Origin of the sequence: Brevundimonas aurantiaca (assembly GCF_904830995.1) — a bacterium.
GTDB lineage: Bacteria > Pseudomonadota > Alphaproteobacteria > Caulobacterales > Caulobacteraceae > Brevundimonas > Brevundimonas aurantiaca.
Genome location: NZ_CAJGVD010000001.1, coordinates 776,353 through 795,136 on the forward strand (window position 1 = coordinate 776,353; position 18,784 = coordinate 795,136).

Genomic DNA, 18,784 nt, shown 5'->3' on the forward strand with positions numbered 1-18,784 from the left:
GAACTAGGACGCAGGTCCGTCTAGGTCAAAGATCTTGTTCTCTCGCAGGCGCCCGATCATGTCTCGTTTCGTCCCGCTTTTCGTCGCCGTTTCCCTGGGCGGCCTGTCCGCCGCCTGCGCGCCGATGGTCGGCTCCAACGGCTTTCAGGTGATCGACGCCAAGCCCCAGGACGTGGTCGCCGGAACCGACACCAAGGAGACGGTGCTGGCGCGGCTGGGCTCGCCCTCGACCACCTCGACCTTCGAACCGGACCAGGTCTGGTACTACATCAGCCAGACCACTGAGAAATACACCTACAACCTGCCGGTCGTCTCGAGCCGCACGGTGACCGAAATCACCTTCGAGCCGAACGGCGACAAGGTCGCCGCCGTGCGCACCCTGGGCCTGGCGGACGGCGAACAGATCGCCATGAACAGCCGCGAAACCCCGACGCGCGGCCGCGCCCTGACGGTTCTGGAGCAGCTGCTGGGCAACGTCGGCCGCGGCCAGCTGCCGCGCACCGAGGACGACACTCCCGGTCAACGCCGCCCGGACTGATCCCCGGCGCATCGCCCAAGGAAAAACGCCCCGGAGATCGCTCTCCGGGGCGTTTTCACGTCAGCCGACCGTCCCGCTGGCCAGCACCGCCAGCAGCAGCAGGGCCACGATATTGGTGATCTTGATCATCGGATTTACTGCCGGCCCCGAGGTGTCCTTATAGGGGTCGCCTACGGTGTCGCCGGTCACGGCCGCCTTGTGGGCCTCCGATCCCTTGCCGTGCACCACGCCGTTCTTGTCGGTGAAGCCTTCCTCGATCACCTTCTTGGCGTTGTCCCAAGCGCCGCCGCCCGAAGTCATCGACACGGCCACGAACAGGCCGGTGACGATCACCCCCATCAGCATGGCGCCCAAGGCCGCAAAGGCGTTGGCCTTGTCCGAGATGACCATGACGGCGGCGAACAGGACGATGGGCGACAGGACCGGCAGCAGCGACGGCGCGATCATTTCGCGAATCGCCGCCTTGGTCAGGATGTCCACCGCCCGTCCGTACTCGGGCTTGACCTGATAGGTCATGATGTCGGGGTTCTCGCGGAACTGGCGCCGCACCTCGGCCACGACAGACTCGGCGGCGCGCCCGACCGCCATCATCGACATGCCGCCGAACAGGAAGGGCAACAGCCCCCCGAACAGCAGGCCCACGACCACATAAGGATTGGTCAGGTCGAAGGCGACCGTCCCCATGTCGGCGAAGAAGGGATAGTCCGCCGGATTGGCCGAGAAATATTGCAGGTCCGACGTATAGGCCGCGAACAGCACCAGCGCCCCCAGGCCCGCCGAACCGATGGCGTAACCCTTGGTCACGGCCTTGGTCGTGTTGCCCACGGCATCCAGCGCATCGGTCGAATGCCGCACCTCGCTGGGCAGGCCGGCCATTTCGGCGATCCCCCCGGCGTTGTCCGTCACCGGCCCGAAGGCGTCCAGGGCCACGATCATCCCCGCCACGCCCAGCATGGTGGTGGTGGCGATGGCGATGCCGAACAGACCCGCCAGCTGGAAGCTGGCCACGATGCCGACGATGATGGTCAGGGCCGGCAGCGCCGTGGCCTCCAGCGACACCGCCAGCCCTTGGATGACGTTGGTCCCGTGGCCCGACACCGAGGCGTTGGCCACCGACCGCACCGGCCGGAAGCCCGAACCGGTGTAGTACTCCGTCACCACCACAATGGCCGCCGTCACCGCCAGCCCAACCATGCCGGACCAGAACAGGGCCATGGGCTGGATGACCAGACCGCCGGTCGTCGTCACCGGCCCGGTCACCATCTGGTCGATCACCCACCAGACCGCCCCGATGGACAGGACGCCGGTCACGATCAGCCCCTGATACAGGGCGCCCATGATGTTCTGGCTCTTGCCCAGCCGCACGAAGAAGCTACCGATGATCGAGGTCACGATACAGACCGCGCAGATCGCCAGCGGCAGCACCATCAGCATGTCCACATAGGGCTGGCCGCGGAAGAAGATGGCCGCCAGCACCATGGTCGCCACGGTCGTCACCGCATAGGTTTCGAACAGGTCTGCCGCCATGCCGGCGCAGTCGCCGACATTGTCGCCGACATTGTCGGCGATGGTCGCGGCGTTGCGGGGGTCATCCTCAGGGATGCCGGCCTCGACCTTGCCCACCATGTCGCCGCCCACGTCGGCGCCCTTGGTGAAGATGCCGCCGCCCAGTCGCGCGAAGATCGAGATCAGCGAGGCGCCGAAGCCCAGGGCGACCAGCCCGTCGATCACTTCGCGCCCGACCGGATCCAACCCCAGATGGTGCGTCAGCACGATGAAATAGCCCGACACCCCGATCAGGGCGCCGCCCGCCACGAACATGCCGGTGATCGCGCCCGACCGGAAGGCCAGGTTCAGCCCCTTGGACAGGCTTTCGGAGGCCGCCTGGGCCGTGCGTACATTGGCCCGCACCGAGATCAGCATCCCGGCGTAACCGGCCGCGCCCGACAGGACCGCCCCGATCAAAAAGCCTACGGCCGCATAGGGGCCGATCAGCAGATAGGCGGCGATCAGGATCACGATCCCCACCAGGCCGATGGTCAGATATTGCCGCTTCAGATAGGCCGAGGCGCCTTCCTGAATGGCGGCGGCGATCTCTCGCATCTTGTCGTTGCCAGTGCTCGCCTTCATCAGGGCGGCGGTCTGAACGGCGCCGTAAAGCACCGCCAGAACACCGGCCGCGAAGACCAGCGTAAGATAGGTCGTCATTGGCGTTTCCATGCCCTTGCAAACAGGCGCGCAGGCCTGGCGCGGCGGGCGGGCCTTAGGGCCTCTGTCCGCCTTCCGGTCCCCCCGCACGCGGCGAGCGCGTCATTGCGCCCCTTGGGATTTTGCAGAGGGAGCGTGTCACGGGCGTCAAGTTGACGCAACCGTGATCGTTGACCGCTAGTGAGCGGTCGGCATGCCGGAGCGACGGCGTGGGCTCTGGGCGATGATCTCGACGCCGGTCACCGAGCCCCGTCCGGAGATGGTGTTGGCGGCAGCGACCAGGGCGGCCGACATGCGACGCTCGTCCAGGCGCGTCCAGTCGCCGGGAACGGTGAAGGGGGTCCGGTGCGCGGCCTTCACCAGGGCGTCGCGGAAGAAGGCCTCCTTCAGCCGCATCTGATCGGCGGTCTTGCCTGCACCGAGCATCAGGCGGAGCGAGACGAAGACATAGTTCCGCAGCCGACCGTCAGCGATGACGGGCAGGCCCACCCCCGCTATGCCGAAGGTCGGGGGCCCTTCGGCCGCCTTCTCGGAGGAGGCGGCGGCGGAACCGGCGGCGGTCCCGGCGAGGGCGACGGTTCCGGCGGCGATGAAGCTTCTGCGATCCATGCGACCAGCCTAACGGCGGTGGGTTAGGATTCCCTTGCGAAAGTCCTAGCCATGGGTCCAGCCGGCGCGCCCCGGCGTCAGGGGCCGGCCGCCGTAGGAGACCGTGACCCCGGCGCCGACCCGCACCTCGCCCAGCAGGGTCAGACGAACCCGCCGCCGGTCGGCCTCTCGGCGCAGCGTCTCCACCAGCCGGGCGGGGGCGGTGAAGACGATCTGGTAGTCGTCGCCCCCGGTCGCCAGATCCTCCAGCGCCGCCTGAGGATCGACGCGGGCCTCGAACCAGGCCCTGGCGGCCGCCGACAGGGGCAGGCTGTCCAGCTTCAGGTCGATCGCGACGCCGCTGGCGCCGGCGATATGCGTCAGATCGGCGATCAGCCCGTCGGAGACGTCGGCCGCCGCAGTGGCGTGGGCGGCGATCACCTCGGCGAAATCCTGCTGAGGCGTCGGCTGGCGGTAATGGTCGATCAGAAAGGCCAGCCGCTCGGGATCGAGCGTCAACTGGCCCCGCGCCGCCTGAAGCCCCAGGAGGCCGTCGCCGATCGTGCCGGTCACGAAGACCAGATCCCCCGCCTCGGCTCCGGCGCGCGACACCGCCCCCCCGGCCGGAACCCAGCCCAGGGCGGTCAGGGAGAAGGCGGCCGGCCCCGGCGTCTTTACCGTGTCCCCGCCCATCAGAAAGACCCCGAACCGGGCCTGATCCTGGGCCAGGCCCGCGGCGAAGGCCTCGCGCTCCGGCCAGCCGCAACGCTCCGACCAGGCGCAGGCCAGCAGATAGCCGAAGGGCTCGGCCCCCTTGGCCGCCAAGTCGGACAGGTTCACACGCAGCAGCTTTCTGGCCACCGTATCCAGGGGGTCGTCGGGCAGGAAATGGACGCCTTCGACGATGGCGTCCTTGGTCAGGACCAGATCATAGCCGGGCCGGGACGGCAGGACCGCCACATCATCGACCAGCCCCCTGCCCCACTCCGGATGGGCCAGGGGCCGCAGCAGCGTCTCGATCGTCTCGAACTCGCCCGCGACGTCGAGCGCGGGCATCAGCGGCGGACGTCTCTGGCGACGCCGTCCAGAGCAGCGTTGACGAACCGGGCCTCGGAGTCGTCGAAGAAGGCCTTGGCCAGTTCGACATATTCGTCGATCACCACTTCGCGCGGCGTCTCCGGATGTTTGATCAGTTCCCAGGCGCCCGAGCGCAGCAGGGCGCGCAGGGTGGCGTCGATCCGCTCCAACCGCCAGTTGGACGCCAGCCGGGCCTTGATCGCCGCGTCGATCTCGCGCTGGCTTTCGATCACGCCGCGCACGATGTCGGCGAAATAGGCTTCATCCGCCTCGGCCAGGGCCTCGCCCTCGATGTCGGCGTCGAAGCGGAAGTTGGAGAATTCGGTGATCACCGTCTCCACCCCCTCGCCCGCCAGCTCCATCTGGTACAGGGCCTGGACGGCGGCGAGGCGCGACACGGTGCGCGCCCGGCGCTGTTTGGAGCTCAGATGGGGCTCGGCACGCTGTTTCTCGGCTTCGGCCAGTTGTTCGAGGACGGCCTTGACGCTGTTCGGTTCAGTCATGCGCCGAGGCCTAGCCGCAACCGCTTCTTCAATGCAATGAGGTCCAGACAGGCTTTGGCCGCTCCACCGCCCTTATCCCCTTCGGAAAGCCGCGCCCGGGCCCAGGCCTGATGCTCGTCCTCGGTCGTCAGAATGCCGTTGCCGACGATCAGCCCCTTGACGCCCAGGGCCATCAGCCCGGCCGCCGACTGGTCCGAGACGATCTCGAAATGATAGGTCTCGCCGCGGATCACGCAGCCCAGGGCCACATAGCCGTCATAGCGCGGCGCGGTCGGGAACCGCCCGGCCTCTTCGGCCATGGCGATCACCGCGGGAATCTCCAGGGCGCCCGGCACGGTGACGACGTCGAACAGGGCGCCGCGCGCCTTCAGCGTCTCCTTGGCCCCTTCCAGCAGGGCGTCGGCCAGTTCGTCGTAGAAGCGCGCCTCGACGATCAGAATACGGGGTGCGTCGGTCACGCCTTGTCTTCTCCATCCATGTCGCGCCAGCCGACGATGCGCAGGCCATAGCCTTCCAGCGCCGTCGGTTCAGGTCTCGTCGAACTCATCACGATCATATCCTTGACGCCCAGGTCCAGCAGGATCTGCGCCCCCACGCCATAGGCCCGCAGCGACCGATCCACCGCGGCCGGCTTGTCCACCCCCGCCAGACGTTCCGCCAGCGCGTTCAGGGCCGGGTCGCGCAGGAAGACGACGACGCCCGGACCGTCATGCTCGGTGATCTGCTTCAGGGCCTTGGGCACATAGTCCTGGCGCGCCTCGACATGGCCCAGCAGGTCGCAGGCGAAGTCCACCTGGTGCATCCGCACCAGGGTCGGTTTGGACGGGTCGATCCGACCATGGACCAGGGCGACGTGTTCCGCCCCCTCGATCGTATTCTTATAGAGCATCAAGCGGAACGGCCCGCCGTGAACACTCTCGAACGGCGTATCCATGATCCGTTCGACGAACCGCTCGGTGCGGCGGCGATAGGCGATCAGGTCGGCGATGGTGCCGATCTTCAGCCCGTGCAGCTGGGCGAAGGCGACCAGATCCGGCATCCGCGCCATCTCGCCGTCGTCCTTGATGATCTCGCAGATCACCGCCGCCGGGGTCAGGCCGGCCATGCGGCTGATGTCGACGGAAGCCTCGGTATGGCCGGCGCGGACCAGCACCCCGCCGTCACGCGCCACCAGGGGAAAGATGTGGCCGGGCGAGACGATGTCGTCCATGCCCTTCGAGGCGTCGGTCGCCACCTGGATGGTCCGCGACCGGTCGGCCGCCGAAATACCCGTCGTCACGCCTTCCTTGGCCTCGATCGAGACGGTGAAGGCGGTCTTCATGCTCTCGCGGTTCTCGGCGGCCATCGGCGGCAGCCGCAGCTGCTGCGCCCGCTCGGCCGTCAGGGCCAGGCAGACCAGACCGCGGGCCTGTTTGATCATGAAGTTGATCTGATCCGGGGTGGCGAACTGGGCGGGGATGATGATGTCCCCCTCGTTCTCGCGATCCTCGGCGTCCACCAGGATGTAGGGACGGCCGTTGCGGGCGTCCTCCAATATGTCCTCAATGGGACTGATCGGGCTGTCGTTCATGTTCGCGGCCAGCATCTGGCGTTCCTTCGGCATCAGGCCGTCTCCTGCCACCGCGCCAGGTAGCGCGCCAGCATGTCGATCTCGAGATTGACCGGATCGCCGACCTTCAGGCGGCCCAGGGTCGTCACTTCCCACGTATGCGGAATGATATTCAACGAAAAGACCCGGTCTTGCACGGCGTTGACCGTCAGCGACACCCCATCCACCGTGATCGACCCCTTGGCGGCGATATAGCGGTGCAGCGGCGCCGGGGCCTCGACCTCGATCCGGTGCGAGCCCCCTTCGGGCGTGATGGAGACGACCCGGCCCAGGCCGTCGACGTGACCCGAGACGACGTGCCCCCCCATCTCGTCGCCCAGGCGCGCAGCCCGTTCCAGATTGACGCCGTCGCCGGCCTTCCAGCCGCCCAGCGTCGTCTTGGACAGGGTCTCGTTCGACACCTCGACGGCGAACCAGTCTGGGCCCTTCTCCGTCACGGTCAGGCAGCAGCCCGCATGGCTGATTGAGGCGCCCAGGTCGATGGAGGCCACGTCCCAGGCGGTCTCAATCTCATAGCGGCGGTCGCGCTCGGTCTCGCGGACGTCGCGGACGCGGCCGATGTCGGTGACGATGCCTGTGAACATGAGACGACCGGTCCCCCTTCGGACCCGAAAAATACAGTCTAATGTGTCCAGATCGTCCGAAACAGTCCGATCCGGACACCGAAAAACAGTGTCCAAAGTGTCCGATCTGTCCGATCGTCGTCAGATGCGGGCGTAGCTTTCCCATAGATCGTCCCCGACGGGCCGGACATCCAGGCGTCGGAAGTTGGGGGCCTCGGCCAGCTTTGCAAGGGCCAGGGAGGCCACGCACGGCCGCCCCTCCCCGCCCAACAGGATCGGCGCCCGGAACCATTCCAAACGATCCACCGCCCCCGCGCGCAGAAAGGCGGCGGCCACCTGGCCTCCGCCCTCGATCAGGACCGAGGCGACGCCGACCGCCTTCAGCGCCTTGAGAACGGCCGGCACGGCGGGGCGTCCGTCCTGTGTCTCGACCTGCCGCACCTCCGCGCCTCCGACCGGGCGGGGCGCGACGGCGGTCAGGATCAGACTGTTCGGCCCCGCCAGTTTGGCCGTCGCCGGGGGTCTGAGCCGGCTGTCCAACACCACCCGCAGCGGCTGATCGACGCTGCGGCCCGGCAGACGGGTCGTCAGTTCGGGGTCGTCGTGGAGCACGGTCTCGACCCCCACCAGAATGGCGTCATGGGCGGCCCGCAGCCTGTGCCCTTCCAGCCGGGCCGCCTCGCCGGTGATCCAGCGGCTTTCGCCCGAGGCCGTGGCGATGCGGCCGTCCAGCGAGGTGGCCAGCTTCAGGGTGACGCGCATCAGCTCTTGCCGGACGGCTCGTCAAAGCCTTCATCGCCCAGGAATTTGGCGAAGTCGCCCGTGTGCCGAAAGTCCTTATAGACCGAGGCGTAGCGGACATAGGCCACCTCATCCACGCCCTTCAGCGCCTTCATGATGAAGTCGCCGACGACGCTGGAAGCGATTTCGGTCTCGCCCAGGCTTTCAAGCTGGCGGACGATCCGATTGACCATCTGTTCGACCTGTTCGGCCTGGACCGGGCGTTTGCGCAGGGCCACGCCCAGCGACCGCTCCAGCTTGTCCCGGTCGAACGGGGTGCGCCGACCGTTGCGTTTCAGAATCACCAGTTCGCGCAGCTGGACCCGCTCGAAGGTGGTGAAGCGCCCGTTGCAGTTCGGACAGGACCGCCGCCGTCGGATCGCCGAGCCGTCGTCCGACGGCCGGCTGTCCTTAACCTGGGTGTCCTGATGACCGCAGAAGGGGCACTTCATCGGTCAGATCATCCGTAGATGGGGAAGCGGTTCGTCAGTTCGCGCACCTGGGCCGCCACGCCCGCGACCACGGCCGGATCAGCCTCGTCCCCGCCGTTCATCGAGGAGACGACGTCGGCGATCCAGTGGCCGATCTGCTTGAACTCGTCCTCGCCGAAGCCCCGCGTCGTGCCGGCGGGCGTGCCCAGGCGAACGCCCGAGGTGACGGTGAAGGGGGCCGTGTCGAACGGCACGCCGTTCTTGTTGCAGGTCATCAGCGCCTTCTCAAGCTCATGCTCGGTCGCCTTGCCGGTCACGCCCTTGGGCCGCAGATCGACCAGCATCAGATGGCTGTCGGTGCCGCCCGAGACGATGGCCAGGCCGCGCTCGACCAGGACGCCGGCCAGGGCCTGGGCGTTCTTGACCACCTGCTGGGCGTACAGCTTGAACTCGGGCTGCAGCGCCTCGCCGAAGGCCACGGCCTTGGCCGCGATCACATGCTCCAGCGGCCCGCCCTGGAGGCCCGGGAAGACGGCCGAGTTGATCTTCTTGCCCAGTTCGACATCGTTGGACAGGATCATGCCGCCGCGCGGCCCGCGCAGGGTCTTGTGCGTCGTCGTGGTCACGACATGGGCGTGCGGGATCGGATCGGGATAGGCGCCCCCGGCCACCAGGCCGGCGTAGTGGGCCATGTCCACCATCAGATAGGCGCCGACGCTGTCGGCGATCTCGCGGAACCGCTTGAAGTCGATGTGGCGGCTGTAGGCGGAGGCGCCGGCCAGGATCAGCTTGGGCTTCTCGCGCTCGGCCATTTCGGCCACATGGTCATAGTCGATCAGATGGGTGTCTTCGGTGACCTTGTAGGTCACCGGGCGGAACCACTTGCCCGACTGGTTCGCCGGCGACCCGTGGGTCAGGTGCCCGCCGCAGGCCAGGTCCATGCCCAAAAAGGTGTCGCCGGGCTGCAAGAGCGTAAAGAAGACCGCCTGGTTGGCCTGGGCGCCCGAGTGGGGTTGGACGTTGGCGAAGGCCGCGCCGAACAGCTTTTTCGCCCGTTCGCGCGCCAGATCCTCGGTCACGTCCACATATTCGCAGCCGCCGTAGTAGCGGCGCCCCGGATACCCCTCGGCGTATTTGTTCGTCAGAACCGAGCCTTGGGCGTCCAGCACCGCCTGGGAGACGATGTTCTCGGACGCGATCAGCTCGATCTGCTCCTTCTGCCGGCCCAACTCCCCTTGAATGCCCTTGAAGACGTCCGGATCGGCGTCGGCCAGGGTCTTGGTGAAATAGGCGTCATGGGTGAAGGCGGTCACGTCGGAATCCCCGCATCTGAGAAGGCCGCCTATCTAGTCCCCAGCGGAGCGAACCACAATATCTTGTGTCCCAGCCGCCCATTCACGCCGCAGCAGGCCGTAGACCAGCATGTCGCACAGGCCCTTGTGCGTGGTTTCATGCTCCCGCAACCGTCCTTCCAAGGAAAAGCCCAGGCGCTCGGCCAAGCCGGCGGACGGCCGGTTGTCCGCATCGATCTCCGCATAGATCCGACGGCACGACGGATCGGTGAAGAGATGGGACACCAGGGCCGTCATGCACTCCCGCGCCACGCCCTGCCCCTGGCGGTCGACGACGGTGACATAGCCGACCTCCAGAACGCCCTCGTCGCGTCCTGGAAAGGCGACGTAGCGTCCAGCGACCGCGCCGGTTTCGCGGTCCACCGCCGTCCAGCTTCGGCCCGGCCAGGTCGGATCGACCAGCCAATCGGCCAGATCGGCCTCGCTACGGAAGGCGGGTCGCGACATATACAGACACTGGTCGTCGCGCGAGAGGGTTGGAAACAGCGCCGCCGCGTCCTCGCGGACCAACGGCCGCATCAGGAAGCGGGGCGTATGAAGGGTGAGCGTCGGGCGCATGCCGCCGCTATAGGGTCAAGAGAGCGGCTGCGCTATCGCCCAGCCTCCAAAGCTCGCCTCAGCTTGGCGATCGCCACCCGCTCGACGGCCTTGGGTTCGTTCGCCGGTCCCATGGCGCTGACCTCGCGGCCGGTCGCGACGTGGATGGCCGAGCATTTGACATAGGGGCCGTTGCGGACGAACTCGACGATGATCTCGCCGAGGTCGTCGCCGGTCGTCATGCGGCGACGGGCCGGCGCGCCACGTTGCAGTGGGAGAAGAGCTTGTCCATCGCCTGGACCAGATGATCCATCATCGCGTCCGTATGGTTGGGCGAGGGCGTGAAGCGCAGCCGCTCGGCGCCCTTGGGCACGGTCGGATAGTTGATCGGCTGCACATAGACGCCGAAGTCTTCCAGCAGCATGTCCGAGATCATCTTGCAGTGGACCGGGTCGCCGACATGGACCGGGACGATGTGGCTCTCGGACTCCATGACCGGAATGCCGACGGCGGCGAAACGGGCCTTCAGGGTCGCGGCGCGTTCCTGATGGCGTTCGCGCAGTTCGGGATGGGCCTTCAGATGGCGCACCGAGGCCAGGGCCCCCGCCGTCAGGGCCGGCGGCAGGCTGGTGGTGAAGATGAAGCCCGAGGCCCAGCTGCGCACGGCGTCCACGATCACGGCGTCGGCCGCGATATAGCCGCCCATGACGCCCACGGCCTTGCCCAGGGTGCATTCGATGATGTCGATCTGGTCCAGGACCCCGTCCCGCTCGGCGACGCCGGCGCCGGTCGCGCCGTACAGGCCCACGGCGTGGACCTCGTCCAGATAGGTCAAGGCGCCGTATTTCCGGGCCAGGGCGATGGTGCCGGCCAGGTCGGCGATGTCGCCGTCCATCGAATAGACGCTCTCAAACGCGATCAGCTTGGGCGCCTCGACCGGGGCGGCGGCCAGGAGCTGCTCCAGATGCGCCAGGTCGTTGTGGCGGAAGATGTGACGTTCACCGCCGCCGTGACGGATGCCCTCGATCATCGAGGCGTGGTTCAGAGCGTCGGAGAAGATGATCAGGCCCGGCAGGATCTTCTGCAGGGTCGACAGGGTCGCCTCATTGCCGACATAGCCGGAGGTGAACAGCAGGGCCGCCTCCTTCTGATGCCAGTCGGCCAGTTCGCTCTCCAGATCCACAGCCGAGCGGGTGGTGCCCGAGATGTTGCGCGTGCCGCCGGCGCCCGCGCCGGTCGCCGCGATCTCGTCCTGCATGGCCTTCAGCACGTCCGGATGCTGGCCCATGCCCAGATAGTCGTTCGAGCACCAGATCACAACGTCCTGTTCGGACCCGTCTTCCCGACGGCGCACCGCCTGGGGAAAGGCGCCGCTCACCCGCTTCAGATCGGCGAAGACGCGATACCGGCCTTCGCTGCGCACCTGCTCCACCGAGCTTTCAAAGGCGGCCTTATAGTCGAACACGATAGTCGTTCTTTCGCTTATGGCGTGTCTGAGGTTTATTTGCGCCCGACGGCCTGGCTTGTCCATGTCTTCCGTATGGACAAATCGCCCAAGCCCTTAATTGATAACGCTTCTCAGAACGAAGGCGTCAGCTCGTCTCCAGCTCGGTATGCTGCCCAGAATCAGCCTGCGCCGGACCCGTCTTGACTGAATCCCTTGTCTCGCCGCGCGGGCTCGTTCTGGTGAAGATACACCGCAAGCGTGTCCCAGGGCGGCGTGACGGATGCTTGAGTGAGAAGGCGGCCGATCTCGCCTCTGTGATAGCCGGCGTGCAGCGAGACATGAACCAGCATCTCCTCACGCGTCATCGAGCCGCGGTCGCCGTCAGTGAAGGTGAAGGCGACGGGCTCGATCCGAGCTTCGGCAGACAGAGCATCCACATAGTCGATGTACCACTGGTCGGTCGCTGCAACGGCCTCCCTCAACTGGCCGAGCGGCAACGCCGTTTCGAAATTTGTAGAGGTGAAGCCGTGCGTCTCTCCTTGCAGATGTCCTGCGAAAATCCGGCTCACAACGTGAAGGTGGCCGATGAGTCGCCGCGCGATCAGCAATTCCGCCTCCCATTGCACAGCATCAAGAGCGTCCAGTTTGTCAAACAGCTCCTGATTGGCCCAGGCAGAATAGCGAACCAACATCTGCAGCATATTTCCCATTGTCAGGCCTTACTTTGCTGGTGACGAATGCGAGCAATCCGCACACATTTTCAGAAGGAGCGGCGTTCCTGTCTATTCGCATTGAAAATCCGCAAGCGGCGACCCGCAAAACCCCGCGTCAGGCGCGCTCGCGCGCCACGGTCGATGCCATCATCGAAGCCGGTGCTCGCATTCTCAGCGATGACGGATGGGCGGGGTTCACGACGAACCGCGTCGCTGAGAGGGCCGGCGTCAGCATCGGCTCGCTTTACCAGTATTTTGAGGACAAGTTTTCACTGGTCGACGCCATCCGTCAGACCCATCTGGAAAACGGTATGCAAGCGATGCGAAGGCTTCGTGCCGTAGGATTGACGCCACATGAACTGGCGGTCCGGATCGTCGCAGCGAGGATCGAAGCCCATTCCATTCATCCTGGCCTTCATCCCGTCCTACTTCAAGAGATCCCGACAGCGAGGGCGCGCCGCAACCCGGCGAGCGACTATGAAGTCGCCTACCTGTCGTTATACGCGAAAATCGTGGCGGACTTCCGCAGCAGACAGGGTAGTCCCGCTGACGCGGTTGCGGGGCGTGTCCTCTCGGACGCCGTTGACGGCGTGATCCACAATGCGGCGAGTCGCAGCGCCCTCGACGACGAGCGGATGCGCGAGGAGTTGATCCGCTTGATCGCGCTCTATCTATCACCTGGAACTGATTTGCCGTGAAAGGCTGCCTTGTCCAGAGGCGCCTTCCTGGATTCAAGGCTGTCACCCTCACCCCATTGCTGTAGCCCCGCATCACGGACCTCAAGGCGGCGTGGGATCCGCCGCGCGTAAGACAGTCGCCCAAAGCAAAACGGCCCCCGGATTTCTCCGGGGGCCGTTCTTTTTGTAGCCTACGCTCGCCTCGCGGAGGCTCGCCACTTGAGGTCGAAGGGCTCAAGAAGCGAACGACCGCGTCGCGCGCGTTAGCGCACCTAGAGGCTTACTCGACGATCTTGGCCACGACGCCGGCGCCGACGGTGCGGCCGCCTTCACGGATGGCGAAGCGCAGGCCCTGGTCCATGGCGATCGGGGTGATCAGTTCGACGTTCAGCTCGGCGTTGTCGCCGGGCATGATCATCTCGACGCCTTCCTTCAGCTTCACGATGCCGGTCACGTCGGTCGTGCGGAAGTAGAACTGCGGACGATAGTTGGTGAAGAACGGGGTGTGACGGCCGCCCTCTTCCTTGGTCAGGATGTAGGCCTCGGCCACGAACTTGGTGTGCGGGGTGATCGAACCCGGCTTGCACAGAACCTGACCGCGCTCGACGTCTTCACGCTTGGTGCCGCGCAGCAGAACGCCGACGTTGTCGCCCGCCTGGCCCTGATCCAGCAGCTTGCGGAACATTTCGACGCCCGTGCAGGTCGTCTTCTGGACCGGACGGATGCCGACGATCTCGACTTCTTCACCGACCTTGATGATGCCCTTCTCGACGCGACCGGTCACCACGGTGCCGCGGCCCGAGATCGAGAAGACGTCTTCCACCGGCATCAGGAACGGCAGGTCCACCGGACGTTCCGGCTGCGGGATGTAGCTGTCGACGGTTTCCATCAGGGCCAGGATGCGCTGCTCGCCGATCTCCGGGTTCACGCCGTCGGTCGCGGCCTTGGCCGACCCCTTGGTGATCGGGATCTCGTCGCCCGGGAACTGGTACGAGCTCAAGAGCTCGCGCACCTCCATCTCGACCAGCTCCAGCAGCTCTTCGTCGTCGACCAGGTCGACCTTGTTCATGAAGACCACCAGGGCCGGCACGCCGACCTGACGGGCCAGCAGGATGTGCTCGCGCGTCTGCGGCATCGGGCCGTCAGCGGCCGAAACCACCAGGATCGCGCCGTCCATCTGCGCCGCGCCGGTGATCATGTTCTTCACATAGTCGGCGTGGCCGGGGCAGTCGACGTGCGCATAGTGACGGTTCGCCGTCTCATATTCCACGTGCGCCGTGTTGATCGTGATGCCGCGCGCCTTCTCTTCCGGCGCAGCGTCGATGTCGGCGTAGTTCATCGCCTTGGCGCCGCCGGCCTTCGCCAGCGTCATCGTGATCGCCGCCGTCAGCGTCGTCTTGCCGTGGTCAACGTGACCGATCGTGCCGATGTTGCAGTGCGGCTTCGTGCGTTCGAACTTTTCCTTGGCCATTCTCTAGCTCCTAGGTCCCCGAACCGGGGGTTCCTGCAGTCTGGGGGTTAAGGGCGCCCGGTCTTGGGACCGGGCGCTTTTAGGTGCGCTTTTCCGAAAGGAAAAGCTTAGGCGTACTTCTTGATCACTTCGTCGGCGACGTGCTGCGGCACCGGCTCATAGTGGTCGTACTGCATGGTGAACTGGGCGCGGCCCTGCGACATGCCGCGCAGCGTGTTCACATAGCCGAACATGTTGGCCAGCGGCACGAAGGCGTTCACGACGGTGGCGTTGCCGCGCATGTCCTGACCCTGGATCATGCCGCGACGGCCGTTCAGGTCGCCGATCACCGAACCCAGATACTCTTCCGGGGTCACGACCTCGACGGCCATGATCGGCTCCAGCAGCTTGGGTCCGCCCTTCTCGCGCAGTTCCTTGAAGGCGGCGCGAGCGGCGATTTCGAAGGCCAGGACCGAGGAGTCGACGTCGTGGAAGGCGCCGTCCACCAGGGTGGCCTTGACGTCGATCACCGGGAAGCCGGCCAGCAGGCCGTTGTCCTTGGCCGACTTCAGGCCCTTTTCGACGCCCGGGATGTATTCCTTGGGCACCGCGCCGCCGACGATGGCGGATTCGAAGACGAAGTCCGTACCCGGCTCGCCCGGCTCGAACACCAGTTTGACGCGGGCGAACTGGCCCGTACCGCCGGTCTGCTTCTTGTGGGTGTAGTCGATCTCGGCCTTGCGGCTGATGGACTCGCGATAGGCCACCTGCGGCGCGCCGATATTGGCCTCGACCTTATAGGTGCGCTTCAGGATGTCGATCTTGATGTCCAGGTGCAGCTCGCCCATGCCCTTCAGGATCGTCTGGCCCGACTCGTGGTCGGTCGAGACGGTGAAGGACGGGTCTTCCGAGGCCAGCTTGGCCAGGGCGACGCCCAGCTTCTCCTGGTCGGCCTTGGACTTGGGCTCGACGGCGATCTCGATCACCGGGGCCGGGAATTCCATCCGCTCCAGGATCACCGGCGACTTGATCGGGTCGCACAGGGTGTCGCCGGTGCGGGTGTCCTTCAGGCCGGCCAGGGCGACGATGTCGCCGGCGTAGGCTTCCTTGATGTCCTCGCGGTTGTTGGAGTGCATCAACAGCATGCGGCCGACGCGTTCCTTCTTGTCGCGGGTCGAGTTCAACAGGCCCATGCCGGTTTCCATCTTGCCGGAATACAGGCGGCAGAAGGTCAGCGAACCGACGAAGGGGTCGTCCATGATCTTGAACGCCAGAACCGACAGGGGCTCGTCGTCGGACGCCTTGCGCTCGACCTCGGCCTCGGTCTTGTAGTCGATGCCCTTGGTCGGGGGGATGTCCACCGGCGACGGCAGATAGTCGACGACGGCGTCCAGCAGGGTCTGCACGCCCTTGTTCTTGAAGGCCGAGCCGCAGAGGATCGGGTAGAAGGCGCCGGTCAGAACGGCCTTACGGATGCACTTCTTGATCGTCTCTTCCGAGGGCTCTTCGCCGCCCAGATAGGCTTCCATGGCCTCGTCGTCGAGTTCCACGGCGTTGTCGATCAGGTACTGGCGGGCCTCGACGGCCTTGTCCATCAGGTCGGCGGGGATTTCCTCGTCCTGGTAGGAGGCGCCCAGGCCGTCGTTGTCCCAGACCACGGCCTTCATGCGGACCAGATCCACCAGGCCCTTCAGGTTCGACTCGGCGCCGATCGGGAACTGGATCGGCACGGCCTTGGCGCCCAGACGGTCGCGGATCGATTCGACCGACTTGTCGAAGTCGGCGCCGATCTTGTCCATCTTGTTGACGAAGACGATGCGCGGAACCTTGTACTTGTCGGCCTGACGCCAGACGGTCTCGGTCTGCGGCTCAACGCCGGCGTTGCCGTCCAGAACGGTCACGGCGCCGTCGAGGACGCGCAAGGAACGCTCGACCTCGATGGTGAAGTCCACGTGGCCGGGAGTGTCGATGATGTTGAGGCGCTTTTCTTTCCAGAAGGCGGTCGTCGCGGCCGAGGTGATGGTGATGCCGCGCTCCTGCTCCTGGTCCATCCAGTCCATGGTGGCGGCGCCGTCGTGAACTTCGCCGATCTTATGCGACTTGCCCGTGTAGTACAGGATCCGCTCGGTCGTCGTCGTCTTGCCCGCGTCGATGTGGGCCATGATGCCGAAGTTGCGGTAGTCTTCGATTTTATGCGTGCGGGGCATTAGAGCGTCCCTTGAGGGCTTCGGACGCAGATGCGCCCTTCGAAATGTCGGATATGACGGCGCGGGCGATTTAGCTGAAACCGCCCGCGCCGGATAGTCTTAGATAGGAACCGCCCCATACCTTCGAAAGGGAGACGGTTTTAAGACATTTACCAGCGGTAATGGCTGAAGGCGCGGTTCGCCTCGGCCATCTTGTGGGTGTCTTCGCGCTTCTTGACCGCGGTGCCGCGGTTGTTCGAGGCGTCCAGCAGCTCGGCGGCCAGCTTCTCGGTCATGGTGTTCTCGCCGCGCTTGCGGGCGGCGTTGACCAGCCAGCGGATGGCCAGGGCGCGACGACGGTCGGGACGAACCTCGACCGGCACCTGATAGGTGGCGCCGCCGACGCGACGCGAACGGACTTCGACCGCCGGGGCGACGTTGTCCAGGGCGGAGTGGAAGGTCTCGACCGCGGTCTGGTCCTTCTTCTTCTCGGCCAGGATATCGAAGGCGCCGTAGACGATGTTCTCGGCGACGGCCTTCTTACCTTCGTACATGACGTAGTTCATGAACTTGGTGACGACCAGGTCGCCGAACTTGGGATCCGGCAGGACTTCACGTTTCTGGGCGCGGTGACGACGCGACATAGGTTATTCCTCTTGGGGCCCGGCCGACGCCGGGAAGATCTCGAAAAGGCCTCCGGGCGCGACGGCCCGGAAGCGAACGGCTTACTTCGGACGCTTGGCGCCGTAGTGCGAACGGCGCTGCTTGCGGTCCTTGACGCCTTGCGTGTCGAGCACGCCGCGCAGGATGTGGTAGCGAACGCCGGGCAAGTCCTTCACGCGGCCGCCGCGGATCAGAACCACCGAGTGTTCTTGCAGATTGTGGCCTTCGCCGGGGATGTAGCACACGGCCTCGTAGCCGTTCTTGGCCAGACGGACCTTGGCGACCTTACGCAGAGCCGAGTTCGGCTTCTTCGGGGTCGTGGTGTAGACGCGGGTGCAGACGCCGCGACGCTGGGGCGAACCCTCCAGAGCCGGCACCTTGTTGCGGGTGGGCTTGGGCTTGCGCGGCTTGCGGATCAGCTGGTTGATCGTAGGCATTGAGACAGGTCTCGACTTCTATGGGGGGCGTGTGTCTTTCGACCGAGGCGCCCCGCGCCTTCTTCTGTGAACGAGGGACCATTCCCCCGCCCGGGTGTCATCGAGACTGAGTGCGCGACGACCCAAACAGAAAAGCCGGAACGCGCGCTTTGGGCGTTCCGGCGGGCACAGCCCGTCCGTTCGATTGTCACGATCTCAGCGACCGGGGAACCGGCCACGCCTCGAAAGTGCGCGGCTTCTACGCGCGATGGGGGGAAAGGTCAAGGCAGCGGGGGCTCAGGCGCGCATTCCGTTGCGGTCTGCGCCTCCCTAGGTCCGCTTGCGCCTGAATCCAGCCACCCTTGCGGTCGAGCTTCGCTTTAAACGGTAGGGGGACGGGCATGGGGGCGACGGGCAGGATCGGCTGGGCGGGCGCGACCGCCGCCGCTGTCAGCGTCAACGTCCTGGTCATAGCCCTGCTGTCGATGGAGCACCGGCGAGAGCGGACGCCGCGCTCACGGGCTGTCGAACCGGTTTTGTATCTCGATATCGAGCCACGCGCCTCCTTGCCGAGGGATCGGTCCGTTCGGACGTCTCGCAGGCTCGGCCGTGCGCCCTCTCCTGTTGAACGTCCAGCCGCCGTTTCGCCCGCGACCTCCAAGCCGACGAAGGCGGCTGGAGTTTCCGTCGCGGCCGGCGCCCCCATCGATGAAGGCTGGCGCGTCACGGCCGGCGTCGGGCGGCCCAGCGACAGTTTCGCATCCTGCGGCGCGCCGGATCGTCTGTCCGTCGAAGGACGTCGTCGATGCGAGGACCGGTGGATGCGCCTGGGCCAGGAGGTCCGTTCCATAACCGGCTCGGGCGACGCCGAACGGGAGGCGGTCTTCGCGCGCCAGGGCGCCAGACGCCTGGCGGCATGGGAGGCGAAGCGCGCTGAGCCGTCGCGGGGCGACCCGCCTTGCGAAAGTCCCAATCCCGTGGCCGGTTGCGAAGGGGTCAACATCAGCGTTGAGCTATTCTCCACACGCGACGGCGTCCTGCCCAAC

Annotated in this window: 20 protein-coding genes; 2 read left to right on the top strand and 18 right to left on the bottom strand. The window is 66.0% G+C overall.

All coding sequences use genetic code 11. The features are described from left to right. Positions 1-58 precede the first annotated feature (58 nt). Positions 59-538: an outer membrane protein assembly factor BamE gene (locus tag JMT67_RS03890; RefSeq protein ID WP_182714725.1), complete on the top strand. Its 480-nt coding sequence runs from the start codon at positions 59-61 to the stop codon at positions 536-538. A gap of 60 nt (positions 539-598) precedes the next feature. Here the strand turns inward: JMT67_RS03890 and JMT67_RS03895 are convergent, their stop codons facing one another. The 14 genes from JMT67_RS03895 to JMT67_RS03960 all read right to left on the bottom strand — a co-directional run bounded on the left by JMT67_RS03895 (position 599) and on the right by JMT67_RS03960 (position 12,334). Beyond that, positions 599-2,746: a sodium-translocating pyrophosphatase gene (locus JMT67_RS03895; RefSeq protein ID WP_201462739.1), complete on the bottom strand. Its 2,148-nt coding sequence runs from the start codon at positions 2,744-2,746 to the stop codon at positions 599-601. 177 nt (positions 2,747-2,923) lie between these two features. Then, positions 2,924-3,355 (bottom strand): hypothetical protein, encoded by a 432-nt coding sequence (locus JMT67_RS03900; protein ID WP_054765968.1) that lies wholly within the window; start codon positions 3,353-3,355, stop codon positions 2,924-2,926. A 45-nt stretch (positions 3,356-3,400) separates the two neighbouring features. Then, a complete protein-coding gene (thiL, locus tag JMT67_RS03905; RefSeq protein ID WP_201462740.1) occupies positions 3,401-4,390 on the bottom strand; it encodes a thiamine-phosphate kinase in 990 nt (329 codons plus the stop codon). Next, positions 4,390-4,914: a transcription antitermination factor NusB gene (nusB, locus tag JMT67_RS03910; RefSeq protein WP_054765970.1), complete on the bottom strand. Its 525-nt coding sequence runs from the start codon at positions 4,912-4,914 to the stop codon at positions 4,390-4,392. Before nusB ends, thiL begins: the two co-directional genes overlap by 1 nt. Next, complete coding sequence (gene ribH / locus JMT67_RS03915) at positions 4,911-5,372, bottom strand: 6,7-dimethyl-8-ribityllumazine synthase (RefSeq protein ID WP_182714729.1); 462 nt, start codon at positions 5,370-5,372, stop codon at positions 4,911-4,913. The genes nusB and ribH overlap by 4 nt, the downstream gene beginning before the upstream one ends. After that, positions 5,369-6,517, bottom strand: coding sequence for a 3,4-dihydroxy-2-butanone-4-phosphate synthase (gene ribB / locus JMT67_RS03920; RefSeq protein ID WP_233455787.1), 1,149 nt, complete (start codon positions 6,515-6,517; stop codon positions 5,369-5,371). Before ribB ends, ribH begins: the two co-directional genes overlap by 4 nt. Continuing rightward, positions 6,517-7,107 (bottom strand): riboflavin synthase, encoded by a 591-nt coding sequence (locus JMT67_RS03925; RefSeq protein WP_183217193.1) that lies wholly within the window; start codon positions 7,105-7,107, stop codon positions 6,517-6,519. The genes ribB and JMT67_RS03925 overlap by 1 nt, the downstream gene beginning before the upstream one ends. A gap of 120 nt (positions 7,108-7,227) precedes the next feature. Continuing rightward, positions 7,228-7,848 carry a RibD family protein gene (locus JMT67_RS03930; RefSeq protein WP_201462741.1) on the bottom strand — a complete coding sequence of 207 codons (621 nt, stop codon included), beginning with the start codon at positions 7,846-7,848 and terminating at the stop codon, positions 7,228-7,230. Beyond that, entirely contained in the window at positions 7,848-8,318 is a 471-nt protein-coding gene (nrdR, locus tag JMT67_RS03935) for a transcriptional regulator NrdR (RefSeq protein ID WP_054765974.1), read from the bottom strand. The genes JMT67_RS03930 and nrdR overlap by 1 nt, the downstream gene beginning before the upstream one ends. A gap of 8 nt (positions 8,319-8,326) precedes the next feature. Next, a complete protein-coding gene (gene glyA, locus JMT67_RS03940; RefSeq protein WP_191554074.1) occupies positions 8,327-9,610 on the bottom strand; it encodes a serine hydroxymethyltransferase in 1,284 nt (427 codons plus the stop codon). A gap of 33 nt (positions 9,611-9,643) precedes the next feature. Continuing rightward, a complete protein-coding gene (locus JMT67_RS03945; protein ID WP_201462742.1) occupies positions 9,644-10,207 on the bottom strand; it encodes a GNAT family N-acetyltransferase in 564 nt (187 codons plus the stop codon). Between the two features lie 32 nt (positions 10,208-10,239). Beyond that, positions 10,240-10,428 carry a DUF6898 family protein gene (locus JMT67_RS03950; RefSeq protein ID WP_054765977.1) on the bottom strand — a complete coding sequence of 63 codons (189 nt, stop codon included), beginning with the start codon at positions 10,426-10,428 and terminating at the stop codon, positions 10,240-10,242. Next, a complete protein-coding gene (gene hemA, locus JMT67_RS03955) occupies positions 10,425-11,651 on the bottom strand; it encodes a 5-aminolevulinate synthase (RefSeq protein WP_201462743.1) in 1,227 nt (408 codons plus the stop codon). Before hemA ends, JMT67_RS03950 begins: the two co-directional genes overlap by 4 nt. 161 nt (positions 11,652-11,812) lie before the next feature. Continuing rightward, complete coding sequence (locus JMT67_RS03960) at positions 11,813-12,334, bottom strand: DinB family protein (RefSeq protein WP_197273304.1); 522 nt, start codon at positions 12,332-12,334, stop codon at positions 11,813-11,815. 29 nt (positions 12,335-12,363) lie between these two features. Here JMT67_RS03960 and JMT67_RS03965 point away from each other — a divergent pair, with 29 nt between their 5' ends. Next, positions 12,364-13,044 carry a TetR/AcrR family transcriptional regulator gene (locus JMT67_RS03965; RefSeq protein WP_233455921.1) on the top strand — a complete coding sequence of 227 codons (681 nt, stop codon included), beginning with the start codon at positions 12,364-12,366 and terminating at the stop codon, positions 13,042-13,044. Between the two features lie 259 nt (positions 13,045-13,303). Here JMT67_RS03965 and tuf read toward each other — a convergent pair whose 3' ends face one another. From tuf to rpsL, 4 genes are all read right to left on the bottom strand, one after another. After that, a complete protein-coding gene (gene tuf, locus JMT67_RS03970) occupies positions 13,304-14,494 on the bottom strand; it encodes an elongation factor Tu (RefSeq protein WP_183217189.1) in 1,191 nt (396 codons plus the stop codon). Positions 14,495-14,601: 107 nt separating this feature from the next. Beyond that, positions 14,602-16,680, bottom strand: a complete 2,079-nt coding sequence (gene fusA / locus JMT67_RS03975; protein WP_054765981.1) for an elongation factor G — start codon at positions 16,678-16,680, stop codon at positions 14,602-14,604. 149 nt (positions 16,681-16,829) lie between these two features. Continuing rightward, entirely contained in the window at positions 16,830-17,303 is a 474-nt protein-coding gene (rpsG, locus tag JMT67_RS03980) for a 30S ribosomal protein S7 (protein ID WP_054765982.1), read from the bottom strand. A gap of 81 nt (positions 17,304-17,384) precedes the next feature. Beyond that, on the bottom strand, positions 17,385-17,759 hold the full coding sequence (gene rpsL, locus JMT67_RS03985) for a 30S ribosomal protein S12 (protein WP_008260482.1): 375 nt from the start codon (positions 17,757-17,759) through the stop codon (positions 17,385-17,387). Positions 17,760-18,784: the final 1,025 nt, after the last annotated feature.